This window comes from Holophagales bacterium (genome assembly GCA_016699405.1).
GTDB lineage: Bacteria > Acidobacteriota > Thermoanaerobaculia > Multivoradales > JAGPDF01 > JAAYLR01.
Window position 1 is genome coordinate 3274909 of the sequence record CP064972.1, and the last position, 14423, is coordinate 3289331.

Below are 14423 nucleotides of genomic sequence, written 5' to 3' on the forward strand. Positions count from 1 at the left end.
GGCGTTGCCGCATCCCCCGGCCCCTGCCGGTGCGATCGAGATCCTGCATCCACGGGACGGGGACGTCGTCGAGGCCGGCGAACGGGTGCTCGTCGAGTGGGCACCGGGCCCCGCGTTCGCCAGGCTCGGCACCGTCGAGGAGTGGGAGGTCTTCCTCTCGCTCGACGGCGGACGTCACTTCTCGATCCGCCTGACGCCTCACCTCGACGCGGCACGGCGTCGGGTCGAGGTCAAGCTCCCCGACTTCGGGCCCGGGCAGGCGCGCCTCCTCTGGCGCTTCGGCGACGAAGAGCAGGAGGTCGAGCATCTCTGGGGCGGGACGCTCCAAGTGCGGGGAGGGACGAGACGGACCGAGATCCGTCCCGGGTCGCGCTTCGCCGCGGGCGAGCCCGCCCGCGTCGGCGCCGCACCGGTCTGGGCGTGGGTCGAAGGGAGGCGCGACGGCTCGGGCTGGATCGAGGTCGAGAGCGCCACTCGTAGCACGCAGGTCGGTCGTGCGTTCCCTGCCCTGGCCTCCCGTCGCTCGACGAGCCCGGCGATCCGCTCCCGCACGCGACCGCGAGCTGCCCCGCCGCTGGAAAGCGCCGTCGAGACGGACTCCAAGAACGACCGGTCTCGCGGGGACAGCGGCTCGGGACGCCGACCACCGCCCGTCACCGCCGGACCGGACGTCCGTTGCCTGATCTCTCGCTGGAACGAATGAGACGCCCCGATCGCAATCCGCTGGCGATCGGAGTCGGCCCGGTGTGCGGGCCCGGCTCGTGTTCTCTGGCCACGGGCCTAGCCCGCGGCCTCGACTCGAGGAGTGTCTCGTCATGTCCAGTGCTTCCCGCCGGCGTGCCTGGTCTCGCCGGCTCTCGCTGTCTGCCATTGCCCTTTTCCTGATCGTCGGCTTGGCCGCATCCTCCCGCCTGGATGCCTGGTCGGCTCGGCTCGAGCTCCCGGACGGGAGCGCAGCAGCCGGTTTCGAGGTCGCGGTGGTCGGCCGCTCGGGGGCCGTTCGCACCGATGCCGCCGGCGGCTTCCGACTCGAACCCGAACCGGTGCCGCCGTACCTGCTCGTGGCCACCAGCCCCGAAGGCCAGGTTTTCGCTCCGCTCGAGGTGAATCCTCCGGGTGTGGCGGAAGGCGGGGCCTTGCGGCTTCTCGCCGTGGCCCGCGATGCGGTGACGGTCGTCGCCGGCGTGGCGCCGGGGATCGACGCGTCGCCGGCCGCGGCGGCGACGGTGCTCACCGGCGAGGAGCTCGAACAGCGGCGACCGGTGCGGCTCTTCGATGCGATGGCCGGCGTTCCCGGTGCCGGCCGGCTCGGCGAGGGGGCCGACAGCGTCCCCGCGATCCGCGGGCTCGCCCGCGGTCGGACGCTGGTGATGATCGACGGAGCACGGGTGAGCGCCGAACGCCGCGTCGGCCCCTCGGCCACCTTCCTCGACCCGGAGACGCTCGCTTCGATCGAGATCGTCCGCGGTCCCGGCTCGGTTGCTTATGGTTCCGATGCGTTCGGCGGGGTCGTCAACGCCAGGACCCGTGAGCCGCAAGCGAGTCGGCTCGCGGGTCGGGCGACGCTCGGCTGGAGTGGCGGCGGCATGGACGAACGCTCGGCATCGGCCGAGCTTTCCATCCCCCTCGGCGACGGTGCGCTGCTCGTCGCCCTGCAAGGGCGCGACGCCGAGGACAACGAGGCCGGGGGAGGGGAGCCGATCGACAACTCGTCCGGCTCGAGCCACGGTGGGGCGGTGCGATACGCCGGGCCGCTCGGCCCGGGCCGTCTGCGAGCGAGCCTGGCCGTCGATCGCGTCGAGGATCTGGGCAAGGCGGCCTCGGACTCGAACGTCACGCGTTCTACCTATCCCGAGGAGCGCTCCGACCGGCTGACCCTCGGCTGGAGCGCTGGCGAGATCGGTGGATGGGACAGCCTCGATGCGCTCCTCTTCGTCGGGCGCTATCGCGTCCTGCTCGATCGCGATCGACTGCCGACCTCGAGCTCCAATCGACGGATCGAAACCTCGGATGTCGCCGCCCGAGACGCCGGGCTGCGCTTCACCGTCGGTCGTCCGTTCGCCGGAGGGAGACTCCGCTTCGGCCTCGACCTGCAGTCCCGCCACGACCTCGAAGCGCTCGCCGGCCGGATCGATTTCTCGGCATCCGGCGTCGAGACCGGTCGACAGACGAGCGTGGCGATCGACCAGGCCTCGCAGAGCGACGGCGGTCTCTTCCTGCTCTACGACCATGCCTTCGGCGAGCGCTTCCTCGCGTCCGCCGGGTTGCGGGGCGACCGAGTCCGCACCGAGAACCGCGGCGGCTACTACGGCGATCGATCCCGCGACGAAGACGCGCTGTCGGGACACCTGGCCCTCACCGCCGGGCCGTTCGGCGGTTGGACCGGAACGGTCCAGGTCGCACGCGGATTTCGTTCGCCGACGCTGTCGGATCGCTACTTCCGTGGCCCCTCCGGCCGCGGCTTCGTCGTCGGCAATCCGGACCTCGATCCCGAGCGCAGCCGGCAACTCGACGCCACGCTGCGCTGGGCGGGGCGCGGTCGCTCGTTGACGCTGGCTGCCTATCGCTATCGGATCGCCGACCTCGTCGAGCGCTTCCGGGTGGGCAACGACTTCAACTTCCGCAACTGCGGCGAGGCCGAGCTCAGCGGCGTGGAGCTCGAGGGACAGATCCAGCTCGGTGGCGGCTTCGAGTTGCAGAGCGGGATCGCCTGGTCGCGTGGCGAGGATGCCGACACCGGCGAGCGGATCGCCGACGTGGCGCCGAGCGGGGGCTCGGTCACGCTGCGTTGGGCGGGCGAGCGTGCCTTCGGTTACGCGCGCGCCTCCGGGGCCGAGCGCTTCGACCGACCTGGCCCGGCCGAGGTCGAGCGTGCCGGCTGGGCGGCGTTCGACCTGGGTGGAGGTTGGCGCTTCGGCCACGGTCTCGAGCTGCAGGCGCTGGTGCGCAACGCCGGAGATCGGCTCTACGTCGCGGCGGCCGACGAAACGGCGACGCCGGTTCCCGGTCGCTCGGTGACTGTCGGGCTGACCTGGCGGCACTGACGGGAGGCGAGAGCGGGGCCTCGCGCCGGACGCGTGCGGCCCCGCTCGAGCAACCGCGATAGTGTTGCCGCGGACGCCGCGGCGCGAGTCGGGCGGAGAGGAGAGCATGCACGGCGGAGAGCGCATCGTCGAGGTTCTCGAACGGCACGGCGTGCGCTTTCTCTTCACCCTCTGCGGCGGTCACATCTCGCCGATCCTGGTCGCCGCCAAGGCGCGGGGCATCCGCGTCGTCGACACGCGCCACGAGGCCACCGCGGTCTTCGCCGCCGACGCGATGGCGCGGCTCACCGGCGTGCCAGGAGTCGCCGCCGTCACCGCCGGCCCCGGGGTCACGAACTCGATTACCGCGCTGAAGAACGCCCAGCTCGCTCAGTCGCCCCTCGTCCTGCTCGGCGGTGCCACCGCCACTGTGCTCAAGGGGCGCGGGGCGCTGCAGGACATCGACCAGCGTGCGCTCGTCGAGCCCCACGTCAAGTGGTATCGCGCGGTACGACGGGTGCGGGACCTCGCCGACGCCGTCGACGAGGCGTTCTACCGTTCTCGCGAGGGAGTCCCGGGGCCGGTCTTCGTCGAAGCGCCGGTGGACCTGTTGTATCCCGAGGCCACCGTCCGCGAATGGTATGGCTTGAAGAGCGGAGGGCGAGGAGGGCTCGTTCGCCGGGTCGAACAGGCCTACCTCGGTTGGCACCTCGGTCGGGTCTTCGCGCCGGCGGGGGCTTCGACGGAGTTCGGCGAGCCCGCTCCGACGGCGCCCAGTCCGGCGGATGTCGAAGCCGCCCTGCGCCTGCTGACGCGTGCGCAGCGCCCGGTGGTCGTGGTCGGCAGCCAGGCGGTCCTGGCGGCGCGGGAAGCGGGGAGGGTGGCGGTCGACCTCACCACCCTGGGAGCTCCGACCTACCTTTCGGGCACCGCGCGCGGTCTGCTCGGCGCCGAGTCGCCGGTGCAAGTGCGCCACCGTCGCAAGGAGGCGTTGCGCGAAGCGGACGTCGTCCTGCTCTGCGGCGTGCCGGCGGACTTCCGACTCGACTACGGCCGTCAGCTCGGACGCGCGACGCAGGTGATCGCCGTCAACCGCCATGCCGGCGAGCTGCGTCGGAACCACCGCCCGCGCCTCGCCCTGCATGCCGATCCGGCGCTCGTCCTGCACGAGCTGGCCGCGCGCCTGCCGGCGGGCAGCGAAGCGACCTGGTCGACCTGGCTCGAGACGCTGCGCGCGCGCGATCGCGAACGCGAGGGCGAGATCGACCGCCAGGCGGAGACGGGGGCTCCCGACGGCGTCCACCCGCTGCGTCTCTTCCGTGAGCTCGACCGGCTTCTCGAACCGGAGAGCGTCCTGGTGGCTGACGGCGGCGACTTCGTCGCCACGGCCTCGTATGTCGTCCGGCCGCGCGGACCGCTCTCCTGGCTCGATCCCGGGGTCTTCGGCACGCTCGGGGTCGGCGCCGGGTTCGCCCTTGCCGCCAAGCTGGCGCGCCCCGAGTCGGAGGTCTGGCTGCTCTGGGGCGACGGTTCGGCGGGCTACGGCCTCGCCGAGCTCGACACCTTCGTCCGCCACGCGGTGCCGGTCATCGCCCTGGTGGGTAACGACGCCTCCTGGTCACAGATCGCCCGCGATCAGGTGACGCTCCTCGGCGATGCGGTCGGCACCGAGCTGGCGCGTTCGACCTACGAGCGGGTCGCCGAGGGTCTCGGCGGCAAGGGTCTGCTGCTCGACAAGAGCGTCGGTGTCGCCGGGACCCTGACCACCGCCAAGGCCCTGGCGCGGCGCGGTCATCCGGTCCTGGTCAATGTCCACCTGGCGCGGAGCGACTTCCGCCAGGGCTCGATCTCCATCTGATTCGGAGGGAACCGATGCGGAGCTCCCGTCGTCCGCTCGTCGCAAGCTGGTCCGGGCCCGCAAGGTGCGGGGCTCTACTCGTGATGTCGGCTCTCGCGCTGGCTCTCCCCGTTCTCGGCGATCCGCTTCCCGAGCGCTCGGCGCGCGTCGTCGACTACCAGATCGCGGTCCGGCTCGACGCCGAGAAGGGCACGCTCGACGGACGGGAGCGCATCGTCTGGAGAAACCCGTCCGCCGACGCCGTGCCGGATCTCTGGTTCCACCTCTATCTCAACGCCTTCGCGAGCTCCGAGAGCACCTTCTTTCGCGAGTCGGGAGGCAAGCTCCGGCGGTCGAGCGCCAGCGAGGAGGGTTGGGGGTGGATCGACGTCACCGCGATCCGGCTCGCGGACGGGACCGACCTGCTGCCGCACCTGACCTTCGAACGGCCGGACGACGGCAACTCGGCGGACCGGACCGTGGCGCGGGTGACTCTGCCGCGAGCGGTCGCGGCGCAGGGACAGGTCGAGCTCGAGGTGGAGTTCGCCGCCAAGCTCCCCGAGGTCTACGCTCGTACCGGCCGTCACGGGGACTTCTTCCTCGTCGGCCAGTGGTTCCCCAAGCTGGGGGTCTACGAGCCGGCCGGGATGCGCGGTCGGACGCAAGGGGGATGGAACTGTCATCAGTTCCACGCCCATTCCGAGTTCTACGCCGACTTCGGCAGCTATCGCGTCGAGCTCACCGTGCCGAGTCGCTTCGTCGTCGGGGCGACCGGCGAGCGGCAGGCGCGCGAGGACCACGCCGACGGGACGACCACCTACCGATACGCGCAGGACGATGTCCACGATTTCGCCTGGACCGCCGACCCGCGCTTCGTCGAGATCGAAGACCGGTTCGTCGCCGAGCGCGAGGTCCCTGTCGCCGAGCTCGCGGCGACCGCCGAGCGGCTGGGGCGTCCGATCGACGAGGTTCGGCTCGGCGACGTCGCGATCCGGCTCCTGCTTCAGCCGTCGCACCTGCCGCAGGCGGATCGCCATCTGCGCGCGGCGAAGCTGGGGCTCGCGCGGTTCGGTCTCTGGTACGGACGCTACCCCTATCGCACCCTGACGATCGTCGACCCGCCGAAGGGGGGTGACGGCGCCGGCGGCATGGAGTACCCGACCTTCATCACGGCCGGGACCTCTTTCCTGCTCAATCGCGGCCCGCTCGAAAAGGTGCGGATGCCCGAGATCGTCGTCGTCCACGAGTTCGCTCACCAGTACTGGCAGGGGATGGTGGCGAGCAACGAGTTCGAGGAGTCGTGGCTCGACGAGGGGTTCGCCTCCTACTCCGAGGTGCGGGCGATGGAGGCGGGCTACGGCGCGGAGGCCTCCTCCGGCGAGCTCTTCGGCCTGCGCGTCAGCGGTCTCGACCTGCAGCGGGTGCAGAACGGCCCGGAGCGGCGCTTCGACCGGATCCGCACGCCGTCCTGGGGCTTCTCGACCTCGCGCAACTACAGTTTCAACTCGTACGGTCGACCGGCCCTGGTCCTGCGGACGCTCGCGGGGATTCTCGGCGAGGTCACCATGGCGCGGGTGATGCGGACCTATCACGAGCGCTGGCGCTTCCGGCATCCGTCGAGCGACGATTTCTTCGCTGTGGCTGAGGAGGTCGCGGGCCGCGAGCTGAAGAGCTATTTCGGCCAGGTCGTCGACGGTCCCGGAATCCTGGACGACGCGGTCACGCAGGTGACGAGCGAACCGATCGATTCGCCGCGCGGTCGCGTCGAGCGCGATGGCCGACTCGAGATGGTCACCGGGAAGCAGGCGCGCGACCTCGACGACGCGGCCGAGCGCGCAGGGCAGCAGCGCTGGCGCAGCCGCGTCGAGCTGCGGCGGCTGGGCGAAGTCCAGCTGCCGGTCGTCGTCGAGCTGACCTTCCGCGGGGTCGCTCCGGAACGCCGGGTCTGGCCACCGGGCGAGCGTTGGGCGAGGTGGGAGTTCGAGCGCGCGGAGCCCCTCGTTTCGGCGCAGCTGGATCCCGATCATCTCCTGCCGCTCGACGCCGACTGGACCAACAACGCGCGTCGGGTCGAGCTGTCGTACGGGGCGGCGCTGCATTGGAGCGCACGCCTGGTGTTCTGGATCCAGCAGGTCCTCGTCGGTCTGGCGCTCTGAGGGGGGTACGGCACATGGTCCTTTCCTGGACAGGTCGCGGACTGCGGCGAGCGCTCGGCGAGCCTCGGCTGGTGGCGCTCCTCTGGTTGGTCAACCTGCTCGTGTCGGTCCTCGCGGCGTTGCCGTTGGTGTCGCGTCTTGTGACAGTGCTGCCCGCGTCGCCCGAGGCCGACGCCTCCTTGGGGCGGTTCTCGATCTCCCTGGCGCACGACATGCTGCTCGGTCAGATTGGTCTGTGGAGTGGCTGGGTCACGGGGCTCGCGGCGTTCGCGTTGCTCGCCCTGGTGCTCAATGCTCTACTCGCCGGCGGGACGCTCGAGTGCCTCCAGACGCACGACGAGCGGTCGTTCGGCCATCGCTTCGGTCGCGGTGCCGGTCGGACCTTCTGGCCCTTTCTGCGCCTTGGGATGGTCGCCGGCCCGCTGGCGCTGCTCGGCGGCGGAGCACTGGCGGTCGCGGTGGGGGCGGTCGGTGGCCGTCTCGACCGCGCCGCGTGGGAACCGGCCGAGCTCACCGTGAGAGCGGCCGGAGCCCTGCTCGGCACCCTGCTCCTGACCCTCGCGCTGATGGCGTTGGACCTCACGCGGATCGAGATCGTCCGCTCGAGCCCGCGGGCCCCCCTGCGACTCTTCTTCCGGCGCTGCGGCGCGCTGCTGCGACGGCCCGCCGCGCCGCTCGGACTCTGGCTCGCCAACACGGTGCTGCTCGTCGGTGTCCTGGCGCTCTACCTGCTGGTGCGGCGAGCTGTTCCGGTGGCCGGGTGGGTCGGGTTCGCGGCGATGGTGGTGGCGCAGCAGGCGGTGATCGCCTCCCGTGCAGTCTTGCGGATCGCCCTCTGGTCGGCGGAAGGCGAGTTGGTCGAGTCGCGATGGCCGGCGGTTCCGCCGACCTCCGGGTTGCCGGTGGAGAAGGAGGCCGTCGTCGAGTCGGCGACGGACGAGCCCGACGCGACGGATGCGGGAGCGGTCGAGGGGGAGGTCCCGCCGCCACCGGCCGCCGAGGGGCCACTCGCCGACGGGGCGTTTCCCGAGCCGAGCGATCGCTGAGGGGCGGCGCCGAGCGCGGCGCTGCGTCAGATCGCCGGCTCGGGTCGCTCCGGATCGGCGGCGGCGTCCTCGTGCAGCAGCGTGCGCACGGCGGTGGCGGTCAAGATGGTCAATCCACCGCCGATCGCCCAGGCGGAGGGTCGCTCCCCTTGGAAGATCCAGGCCCAGACCGGGTTGAGCACCGGCTCGAGGAGCACGAGCAACGAAACCTCGAGCGCCGGAAGTCGCTTCAGCCCGTTGGAGAAGAAGAGATAGGCGAGGCCGATCTGGACGACGCCGAGGTAGCCGAGCGTCGCGGCATCGGCGGCGGTGAAGCGACCGATCGGTAGCGCCATCGGCAGGCAGACGCTCGCGGCGATCAGGTTGCCGGCCGCGAGGGCGCTAGCCGCCCCTCCGCCGCTCGCTCCGTGTTTCGCCATCCAGCGCATCCCGGCGATGGTCAGGGCCCAGGTTGCACCCGAGGCGACGGCGACCCAGTTGCCGAGCAGCGGGTTCGGGGCGCTCTGACGCGGCGCCTCGGTGCCGAGAAAGAACATCGCCATCCCGCCGGCGAGCGCGGCGAGGAAGGCGAAGTCTCGCCGTCGGATCGGCTCCCGCAGCAGCCAGGGCGAGAGCGGCAGCAGGTAGAGCGGCGCGGCCGACTGGAGGAAGATCGAGCTCGCCGCCGTGGTGAGCTTGTTCGCGGTGACGAAGAGCACCATCGTGCCGCCGTAGGCCATGCCGACGAGCAGCGTCGCCCACGTCCAGCCGCGTCGCGCCGCCGGCAGGACGGCGACGAGAAAGACGAAGGCGATCGCCGAGCGGATCCCGGCGACCTGCCAGGCGCCGAGCGCGGTGGCCTTGATCGCCGCGCCGCCGGTAGAGAAGAGCAGGGCGGCGGCGGCGATCTGGGCGCGAGCCGTCGCCTGGCCGTGCCGCTCGGTCACGGCGTCGTCGCCGCCGCCTGATCGCGGGCTCGCGCGGCGGCCTGATCGAGCGCTGCAGCGAAGCGTTCGAGCGCTGCGGCGAGCCGCGGCACTTCGGCTTCGGCCTCCTTCCAGCGGCGCAGCTCGATCGCCTCGCGCACCGCGGGGAGGGTCTTGGTTCCGTAACCGGTGTACTGACCCGGGGCGTAGAGGAGATTGCGGTACCAGGGGCGATCCGGCAGTCCGTCGATCGACGTCAGCGTCGCTTCGAGCCCGCCGAGGATGCGGTCGATCTCGCGGCGGCTCGCCGCCGGCAGAGCGACCGCCTCGGCCGTCGTCAGCGCGTGCTCGCAGGCCTCCGCGCTCGCGACGAGCCGCGTGACGGCATTGTCGAGAGGCGCGAAGTTGAGGAACGGCACGGCATCGAGCGGCGGCGGCGGCGTACGCCGGACGCGCGCCGACTGCGCCGCCTCGTAGAGTCCGGCGGCCAGCGCCTCCTGGCGTTCCTCGGCTTCGCGTCGCATCCGGACGGTGAGCGCCTCGACCTCGTCGACGAACCCCGCCACCGACTTGGCGAACGCGGTGGGCGCGAACGGCAGGAGATCGGCGTTGGCCAGGCGCAGCGTCAGTCGGCCGCCGACCTGCGCCATCGCGACGCCGTAGGCATGGTCGCTGTCCATGAAGCGATGGAAGTGTTCGACTGAGTCGTAGGCCGAGTGGTACTGCCCATACTCGTCCTCGCCGCCGAAGCCGAGATTGAGCGAGGCGATCCCCAGATGCTGGAGGAACGGTGTGAAATCCGAGCCGGAGCCGAGGGGCTCGAGCTGGACCGGGTGACCGGCGCGCGCGGCGCGCTTGGCCTCCTCGTCGCTGCCGAGCAGTGCCGCCGCGCGCAGACGGTCGGCGACCGGAATCGCCCGGCGCGGATCGCGGACCTCGCGCGCCACGCCTTCGACCAGTGCGGTGAGCGTCGCCGATCCGCCGGCGCCGAGCATGCCGCTCGTGGAGCTGTCGGTGTTGAGATAGGCGACGGCATGCCGGGCGAGCTCGTCGGCGTGCGCTTCGGCCCACTCGGTCGAGCCGAGGAGACCGACCTCCTCGCCGTCCCAGGCGGCGTAGATCACCGTGCGGCGTGGCGGTGAGCCGGCGCGGGCCAGTGCCGCGACGGCGCGTGCCTCGTCGAGCATGGCGACGAGGCCGCTCACCGGGTCGGTGGCACCGAAGACCCAGGCATCGTGATGGTTGCCCCGCACGATCCACTGATCGGGAAGCTCACGCCCCGGGAGGCGGGCGATCACGTCGCGGATCGTCGTCAGTCGCCAGTCGAAGGCCAGGGCAAGGTGCACGCGCGCCGGCCCTGGACCGAAGTGGTAGGTCAGGGGCAGAGCGCCGCGCCAGCCCTCCGGAACGACGGCGCCGCCGAGCGCGGCGAGCAGCGGTTGGGCGTCGGCAGCGGAGATCGGCAGCACCGGGATGTGGGTGAGCACGCGCGCCTCGGCGAGCGGCAGGCGCACGGCGTCACGCGTGGCACCGACCCCTGGCGTCAGGGGATCGCCGCTGTAGATCGGCATGTCGGCGACCGAGCCGCGCTGGGCCCCGCCTGGTGGGCGGAAGCCCCCTTGCGGGTACGGATCGCCTTGGTAGTACCCATCTCCCCGGGGGTCGGTGTAGAGAATGCAGGCGAGCGCCCCGTGCTCGGCGGCCACCTTCGGTTTGACGCCACGCCAGGAGCCGCCGTAGCGTGCCAGGACGATCCGGCCGCGCACGTCGATACCACGCCGCGCCAGCTCTTCGTAGTCCTCGGGCAGTCCCTGGTTGACGTAGACGAGCTCGCCGGTCACGTCGCCGTCGATCGAGTAGGCGTTGAAGAGCGGCAGAGCGCCGGCGCTCCGCGTCGCCGACGAGTCGCCGGGGATCGCCGGCTCGACGAGCGTCGCACGGTGCGGGTGCGGTGCGACCATCTCGAGCTCGAGCCGCTTCGGTGTCGGGAACAGGACCTGGAACTCCTCGATCGCCGTCTCGTAGCCCCAACCGCGGAAGAGCGCGGCGAGCCGTTCGGCGTTGCGTGCGTCCCCTGGCGACCCGACGTGATGGGGTTGCCCGGCGAGCTCTTCCATCCAGGTGCGTTGATCCGCGGCGACGAGCGACGCGTCGAGTCGCGCTTCGAGCGCGCGCTGGGCGGCCGACGACTCGGCCGTGAAGCCGAGGATCCGCGGCAGCGCCGCGTCCGTTGACGCTGTGGATGCAGCCGGTGCCGCGGCGGTGGCGGGCGACGTGAGGAGGGCGAGCGCGGCGAGGACCGCAGCGGCGACTCTGAGGCGGCGACGGGCTGGATTCGGATTCATCGGATCGGCTCTCCGCGACGACAGGAATCGCGATCACGTTAGCACGCGCAACGCATCGAAACGGCGCGTTAGGATGGCGCGCGGCGTGGCGAAGCCGATCCGAAGGAGACGTCGATGGCCGACCGACCCCACCTGATTGCCGAGTTGGACCCCGAGCTGGCCACGGCGGCCCGCGATCTCGCCCGTCGCCTCCGGGAGTCGCCGCGTCCCCGGGAGCTGAAGAGCGAGGCCGCCGAGCTCGTGGTCCGTCTCACCATCGCCGGTCTGGAGTCGCACTTCCTGCGGCCGGTCGAGAGATTGGGCCTGGGGTTCGTGGCCCTCTCGACGGTCCGGCTCGGGCTCAAGACCTCCGGTCAGGGCGTCGGCGTCCTGGTGCGCCGGATCTTCGACGGGATGGACGACGAGAAGCTGCGGGGCGTGGCCGACACGCTCTCGGCGACGGTGGTCGATCTCGAGGAATGACCCTGGCGGAGGTCCGCCGGGCGAAGCGGAGGGTTCCATGGATCGACAAGCGCTCGAGCTGCTGCGCTCGCTGTTGACCGGCGAGCGGCTCCTCGCCCTGGCGGTCGTGGTCGGGGGCGAGCCGGTCGCCGGCATCCTGCCGTTCCTCGCCGACCGCGGTCTCGACAGCCTGCTGGTTCACGTCTCGGGAATGGCTCGCCACAGCCGCGGTCTCTCTCCGGGAGCGCGCGTGTCGGTGGCCATCCACCACCCGCTCGGCGCCGGCGACGATGCGCTCCGGGCGCCGCGTCTGCTCGCCGACGCACGGGTGGAGGAGGTGAGCGCCGAGCAGCGTCCGGCGATCGCCACCGCGTGGACCGCCGCCTTCCCGAGTGCGGCGATGACCGTGGGTCTCGGCGACTTCGTCTTCCGTCGCCTGCGGCTCGAGAGCGCCCGCCTGGTCGCCGGCTTCGCCCAGGCGCATGGCGTGACCTCGCACGACCTCGAAGCCGCAGCCTCCCTGGCCGACTGACCGACTGCCGCCGTCAGGGCGCCGCGGCGGCCGCCGCTGCCGTCAGGGTGCGGCGGCGGCCGCCGCCGCCGTCGCGCTGTCGGGCAGGAAGTAGAAGACCAGGCCGAGGATCAGGTAGACGGCGAGGAGCTGCACCCCCTCGAGCCAGTGCGATTCCCCGTCGCTCGAAATCTGCCCGCTGATCGCCACGGCGAGGACGATCGCCAGGACCTCCGCCGGGCTGAAGACCAGATCCATCGGCGCCGGCGCCACGAAATAGCTCGCCAGGACGAGGACCGGCGCGACGAAGAGGGCGATCTGGATGCTCGAGCCGATGGCGATGCCGAGGGCGAGGTCCATCCGGTTCTTGCGCGCGACGAGAATCGCCGTCGAATGCTCGGCGGCATTCCCGATGACCGCCACGACGATGATGCCGACGAAGAGGCTGCTCATGCCGAAGGCGTGCGCCGCCTGTTCGATCGACCCGACGAGCACCTCCGAGATCCAGGCGATCAGCGCGGTGGCGACGCCGAGGACGCCGAGCGAACGGCTGAGGGGCCAGGAGACGTGATCGGGCGACGCCACCTCCGCCGCCGCGGCCGCGTCGCCGGTGAAGAGCTGCTTGTGGGTGTGGAGCGAAAAGAGCAGCGAGAGGGCGTAGCAGACGAGGAGGACGACGGCGATCTCGACGCTCAGGCTGCGTTCGAGCTGGATCGAGGGGTGGACGAGATGGTGAAAGACCGCCGGCAGGACGAGCGAGATGGCGGCGAGCGTCAGCATCGTCGACATCATCCGCGCGCCGGCGGCGTTGAATCGCAGGTCCTTATAGCGCAGCCCGCCGGCGAGACAGGCGGCGCCCATCACCAGGAGGATGTTGCCGAGGATCGAGCCGGTGAGCGATGCCTTGACGACCTCGGTCATCCCCTGACGCAGGGCCACGAGGGCGATGATGAGCTCGGCGGCGTTGCCGAAGGTGGCATTGAGCAGGCCGCCGACGCCTTCGCCGGTCTTCTCGGCGAGGTGCTCGGTGGCCTTGCCGAGCCAGCCGGCGAGCGGCACGATGGCCAGGCAGGCGGCGACGAAGATCGGCACGTGGGCGGCTGGTTGCAGATGCTCGAGGGCGAGGGCCACGGGCACGAAGACCAGCAGCCAGTCGAGGGAGGGCTTCAACAGGCTCGCTCGTTTGCTCATGAGGCTCCCGAATCGGAGTGGAGGAGAAGGCGGCCGTAGAGATCCGCGTCGACGTTGCCTCCGGAGACGACGCAGACGACGCGACGGCCGCGGAAGTTCTGGGGTGAGGTGAGCAGCGCGCCGATCCCCAGGGCGCCGGTGGGCTCGGCCTTGAGGTTGGCATCGGCGAAGAGCAGACGCACTCCCTCGGCGATCGCCGCCTCGGGTACCTCGACGATGCCGGCGAGACCCTCGCGGAGGATCTCCCAATTGCGACCGCCGAGCGACGGCGTGCGCGCGCCGTCGGCCAACGTCTGCGGCTCGCCGGCGTTCGACACCCGTTCGCCGGCCGCGAGCGACCGCGCCGCGTCGTTGGCCAGGGCAGGCTCGGCGCCCCAGAGGGACGCCGTGTGACCACCCCGGCGGAGGCCCAGGAGGAGGCCGGAGGCGAGGCCGCCCCCGCCGACCGGGGCCAGAACGGTGTCGAACGGCTCGCTCAGCCGAGACAGCTCTTCGCCCAGGCTGGAGTTGCCGGAGATCACCAGGTCGTCGTCGTAGGCGCTGGCGACGTAGGCCTCGGGGTGGGCGGCGGCGACCTCGGCCACGCGCGCGGCGCGCGACGTCACGCGGGTGTCGACGAGGACGACCTCGCCGCCGTACGCGCGGACCGCGTCGACCTTGACCCGCGCCGAGCTCTCCGGCATGACGACGATCGCCTGCTTGCCGGCGCGGGCACAGCCGGCGGCAAGCGCCTGACCGAAGTTGCCCGAGGACGCGGTGACGATCGTCGGGTGCGGGACCCCGAGCGCGACGGAATAGGCGGCGCGGAACTTGAAGCTGCCGGTGTGCTGGAAGGTCTCGCTGGCGAGGCGCACGTCGATGCCGAGCCGCCTGGCGAGGCGCGGCGCGGCGACGATCGTAGTGGGGCGAAGGGCGGCGAGGAGGGCTGGAGCCGGAGGAGCGATCACGGCGCGCAAGGATATCGCGGC

11 protein-coding genes are annotated in these 14423 nt (G+C 71.7%); 7 read left to right on the forward strand and 4 right to left on the reverse strand.

Annotation, left to right across the window (positions count from 1 at the left end):
* Nucleotides 1–4: 4 nt before the first annotated feature.
* From IPJ17_13515 to IPJ17_13535, 5 genes are all read left to right on the forward strand, one after another.
* On the forward strand, nucleotides 5–703 hold the full coding sequence (locus IPJ17_13515; protein QQR72521.1) for a hypothetical protein: 699 nt from the start codon (nucleotides 5–7) through the stop codon (nucleotides 701–703).
* Nucleotides 704–815: 112 nt separating this feature from the next.
* A complete protein-coding gene (locus IPJ17_13520; protein ID QQR72522.1) occupies nucleotides 816–3044 on the forward strand; it encodes a TonB-dependent receptor in 2229 nt (742 codons plus the stop codon).
* A 106-nt stretch (nucleotides 3045–3150) separates the two neighbouring features.
* A complete protein-coding gene (locus IPJ17_13525; GenBank protein ID QQR72523.1) occupies nucleotides 3151–4881 on the forward strand; it encodes a thiamine pyrophosphate-binding protein in 1731 nt (576 codons plus the stop codon).
* Nucleotides 4882–4964: 83 nt separating this feature from the next.
* Nucleotides 4965–7016, forward strand: coding sequence for a M1 family metallopeptidase (locus IPJ17_13530; protein ID QQR72524.1), 2052 nt, complete (start codon nucleotides 4965–4967; stop codon nucleotides 7014–7016).
* 14 nt (nucleotides 7017–7030) lie between these two features.
* Nucleotides 7031–8062, forward strand: a complete 1032-nt coding sequence (locus tag IPJ17_13535; protein ID QQR72525.1) for a hypothetical protein — start codon at nucleotides 7031–7033, stop codon at nucleotides 8060–8062.
* Nucleotides 8063–8088: 26 nt separating this feature from the next.
* Here IPJ17_13535 and IPJ17_13540 read toward each other — a convergent pair whose 3' ends face one another.
* Nucleotides 8089–8988 (reverse strand): DMT family transporter, encoded by a 900-nt coding sequence (locus IPJ17_13540; GenBank protein QQR72526.1) that lies wholly within the window; start codon nucleotides 8986–8988, stop codon nucleotides 8089–8091.
* On the reverse strand, nucleotides 8985–11312 hold the full coding sequence (locus IPJ17_13545; GenBank protein QQR72527.1) for a M28 family peptidase: 2328 nt from the start codon (nucleotides 11310–11312) through the stop codon (nucleotides 8985–8987). The genes IPJ17_13540 and IPJ17_13545 overlap by 4 nt, the downstream gene beginning before the upstream one ends.
* A gap of 114 nt (nucleotides 11313–11426) precedes the next feature.
* On the opposite strand from IPJ17_13545, the gene IPJ17_13550 reads away from it, so the two are divergent.
* Both IPJ17_13550 and IPJ17_13555 read left to right on the forward strand, forming a co-directional pair.
* Nucleotides 11427–11774 carry a hypothetical protein gene (locus IPJ17_13550; protein QQR72528.1) on the forward strand — a complete coding sequence of 116 codons (348 nt, stop codon included), beginning with the start codon at nucleotides 11427–11429 and terminating at the stop codon, nucleotides 11772–11774.
* A 37-nt stretch (nucleotides 11775–11811) separates the two neighbouring features.
* Nucleotides 11812–12285, forward strand: coding sequence for a hypothetical protein (locus IPJ17_13555; GenBank protein ID QQR72529.1), 474 nt, complete (start codon nucleotides 11812–11814; stop codon nucleotides 12283–12285).
* A 42-nt stretch (nucleotides 12286–12327) separates the two neighbouring features.
* On the opposite strand, the gene cax is transcribed toward IPJ17_13555, so the two are convergent.
* Together cax and IPJ17_13565 are read right to left on the reverse strand one after the other, a co-directional pair.
* Nucleotides 12328–13455 (reverse strand): calcium/proton exchanger, encoded by a 1128-nt coding sequence (gene cax, locus IPJ17_13560; protein ID QQR72530.1) that lies wholly within the window; start codon nucleotides 13453–13455, stop codon nucleotides 12328–12330.
* Nucleotides 13452–14402: a pyridoxal-phosphate dependent enzyme gene (locus IPJ17_13565; protein ID QQR72531.1), complete on the reverse strand. Its 951-nt coding sequence runs from the start codon at nucleotides 14400–14402 to the stop codon at nucleotides 13452–13454. Before IPJ17_13565 ends, cax begins: the two co-directional genes overlap by 4 nt.
* Nucleotides 14403–14423: the final 21 nt, after the last annotated feature.

Coding starts and splice junctions, on each gene's coding strand:
- IPJ17_13555 (QQR72529.1), top strand. CDS start 11,812: ATGGATCGACAAGCGCTCGAGCTGCTGCGCTCGCTGTTGACCGGCGAG.
- IPJ17_13525 (QQR72523.1), top strand. CDS start 3,151: ATGCACGGCGGAGAGCGCATCGTCGAGGTTCTCGAACGGCACGGCGTG.
- IPJ17_13530 (QQR72524.1), top strand. CDS start 4,965: ATGTCGGCTCTCGCGCTGGCTCTCCCCGTTCTCGGCGATCCGCTTCCC.
- IPJ17_13535 (QQR72525.1), top strand. CDS start 7,031: ATGGTCCTTTCCTGGACAGGTCGCGGACTGCGGCGAGCGCTCGGCGAG.
- IPJ17_13520 (QQR72522.1), top strand. CDS start 816: ATGTCCAGTGCTTCCCGCCGGCGTGCCTGGTCTCGCCGGCTCTCGCTG.
- IPJ17_13545 (QQR72527.1), bottom strand. CDS start 11,312: ATGAATCCGAATCCAGCCCGTCGCCGCCTCAGAGTCGCCGCTGCGGTC.
- cax (QQR72530.1), bottom strand. CDS start 13,455: ATGAGCAAACGAGCGAGCCTGTTGAAGCCCTCCCTCGACTGGCTGCTG.
- IPJ17_13550 (QQR72528.1), top strand. CDS start 11,427: ATGGCCGACCGACCCCACCTGATTGCCGAGTTGGACCCCGAGCTGGCC.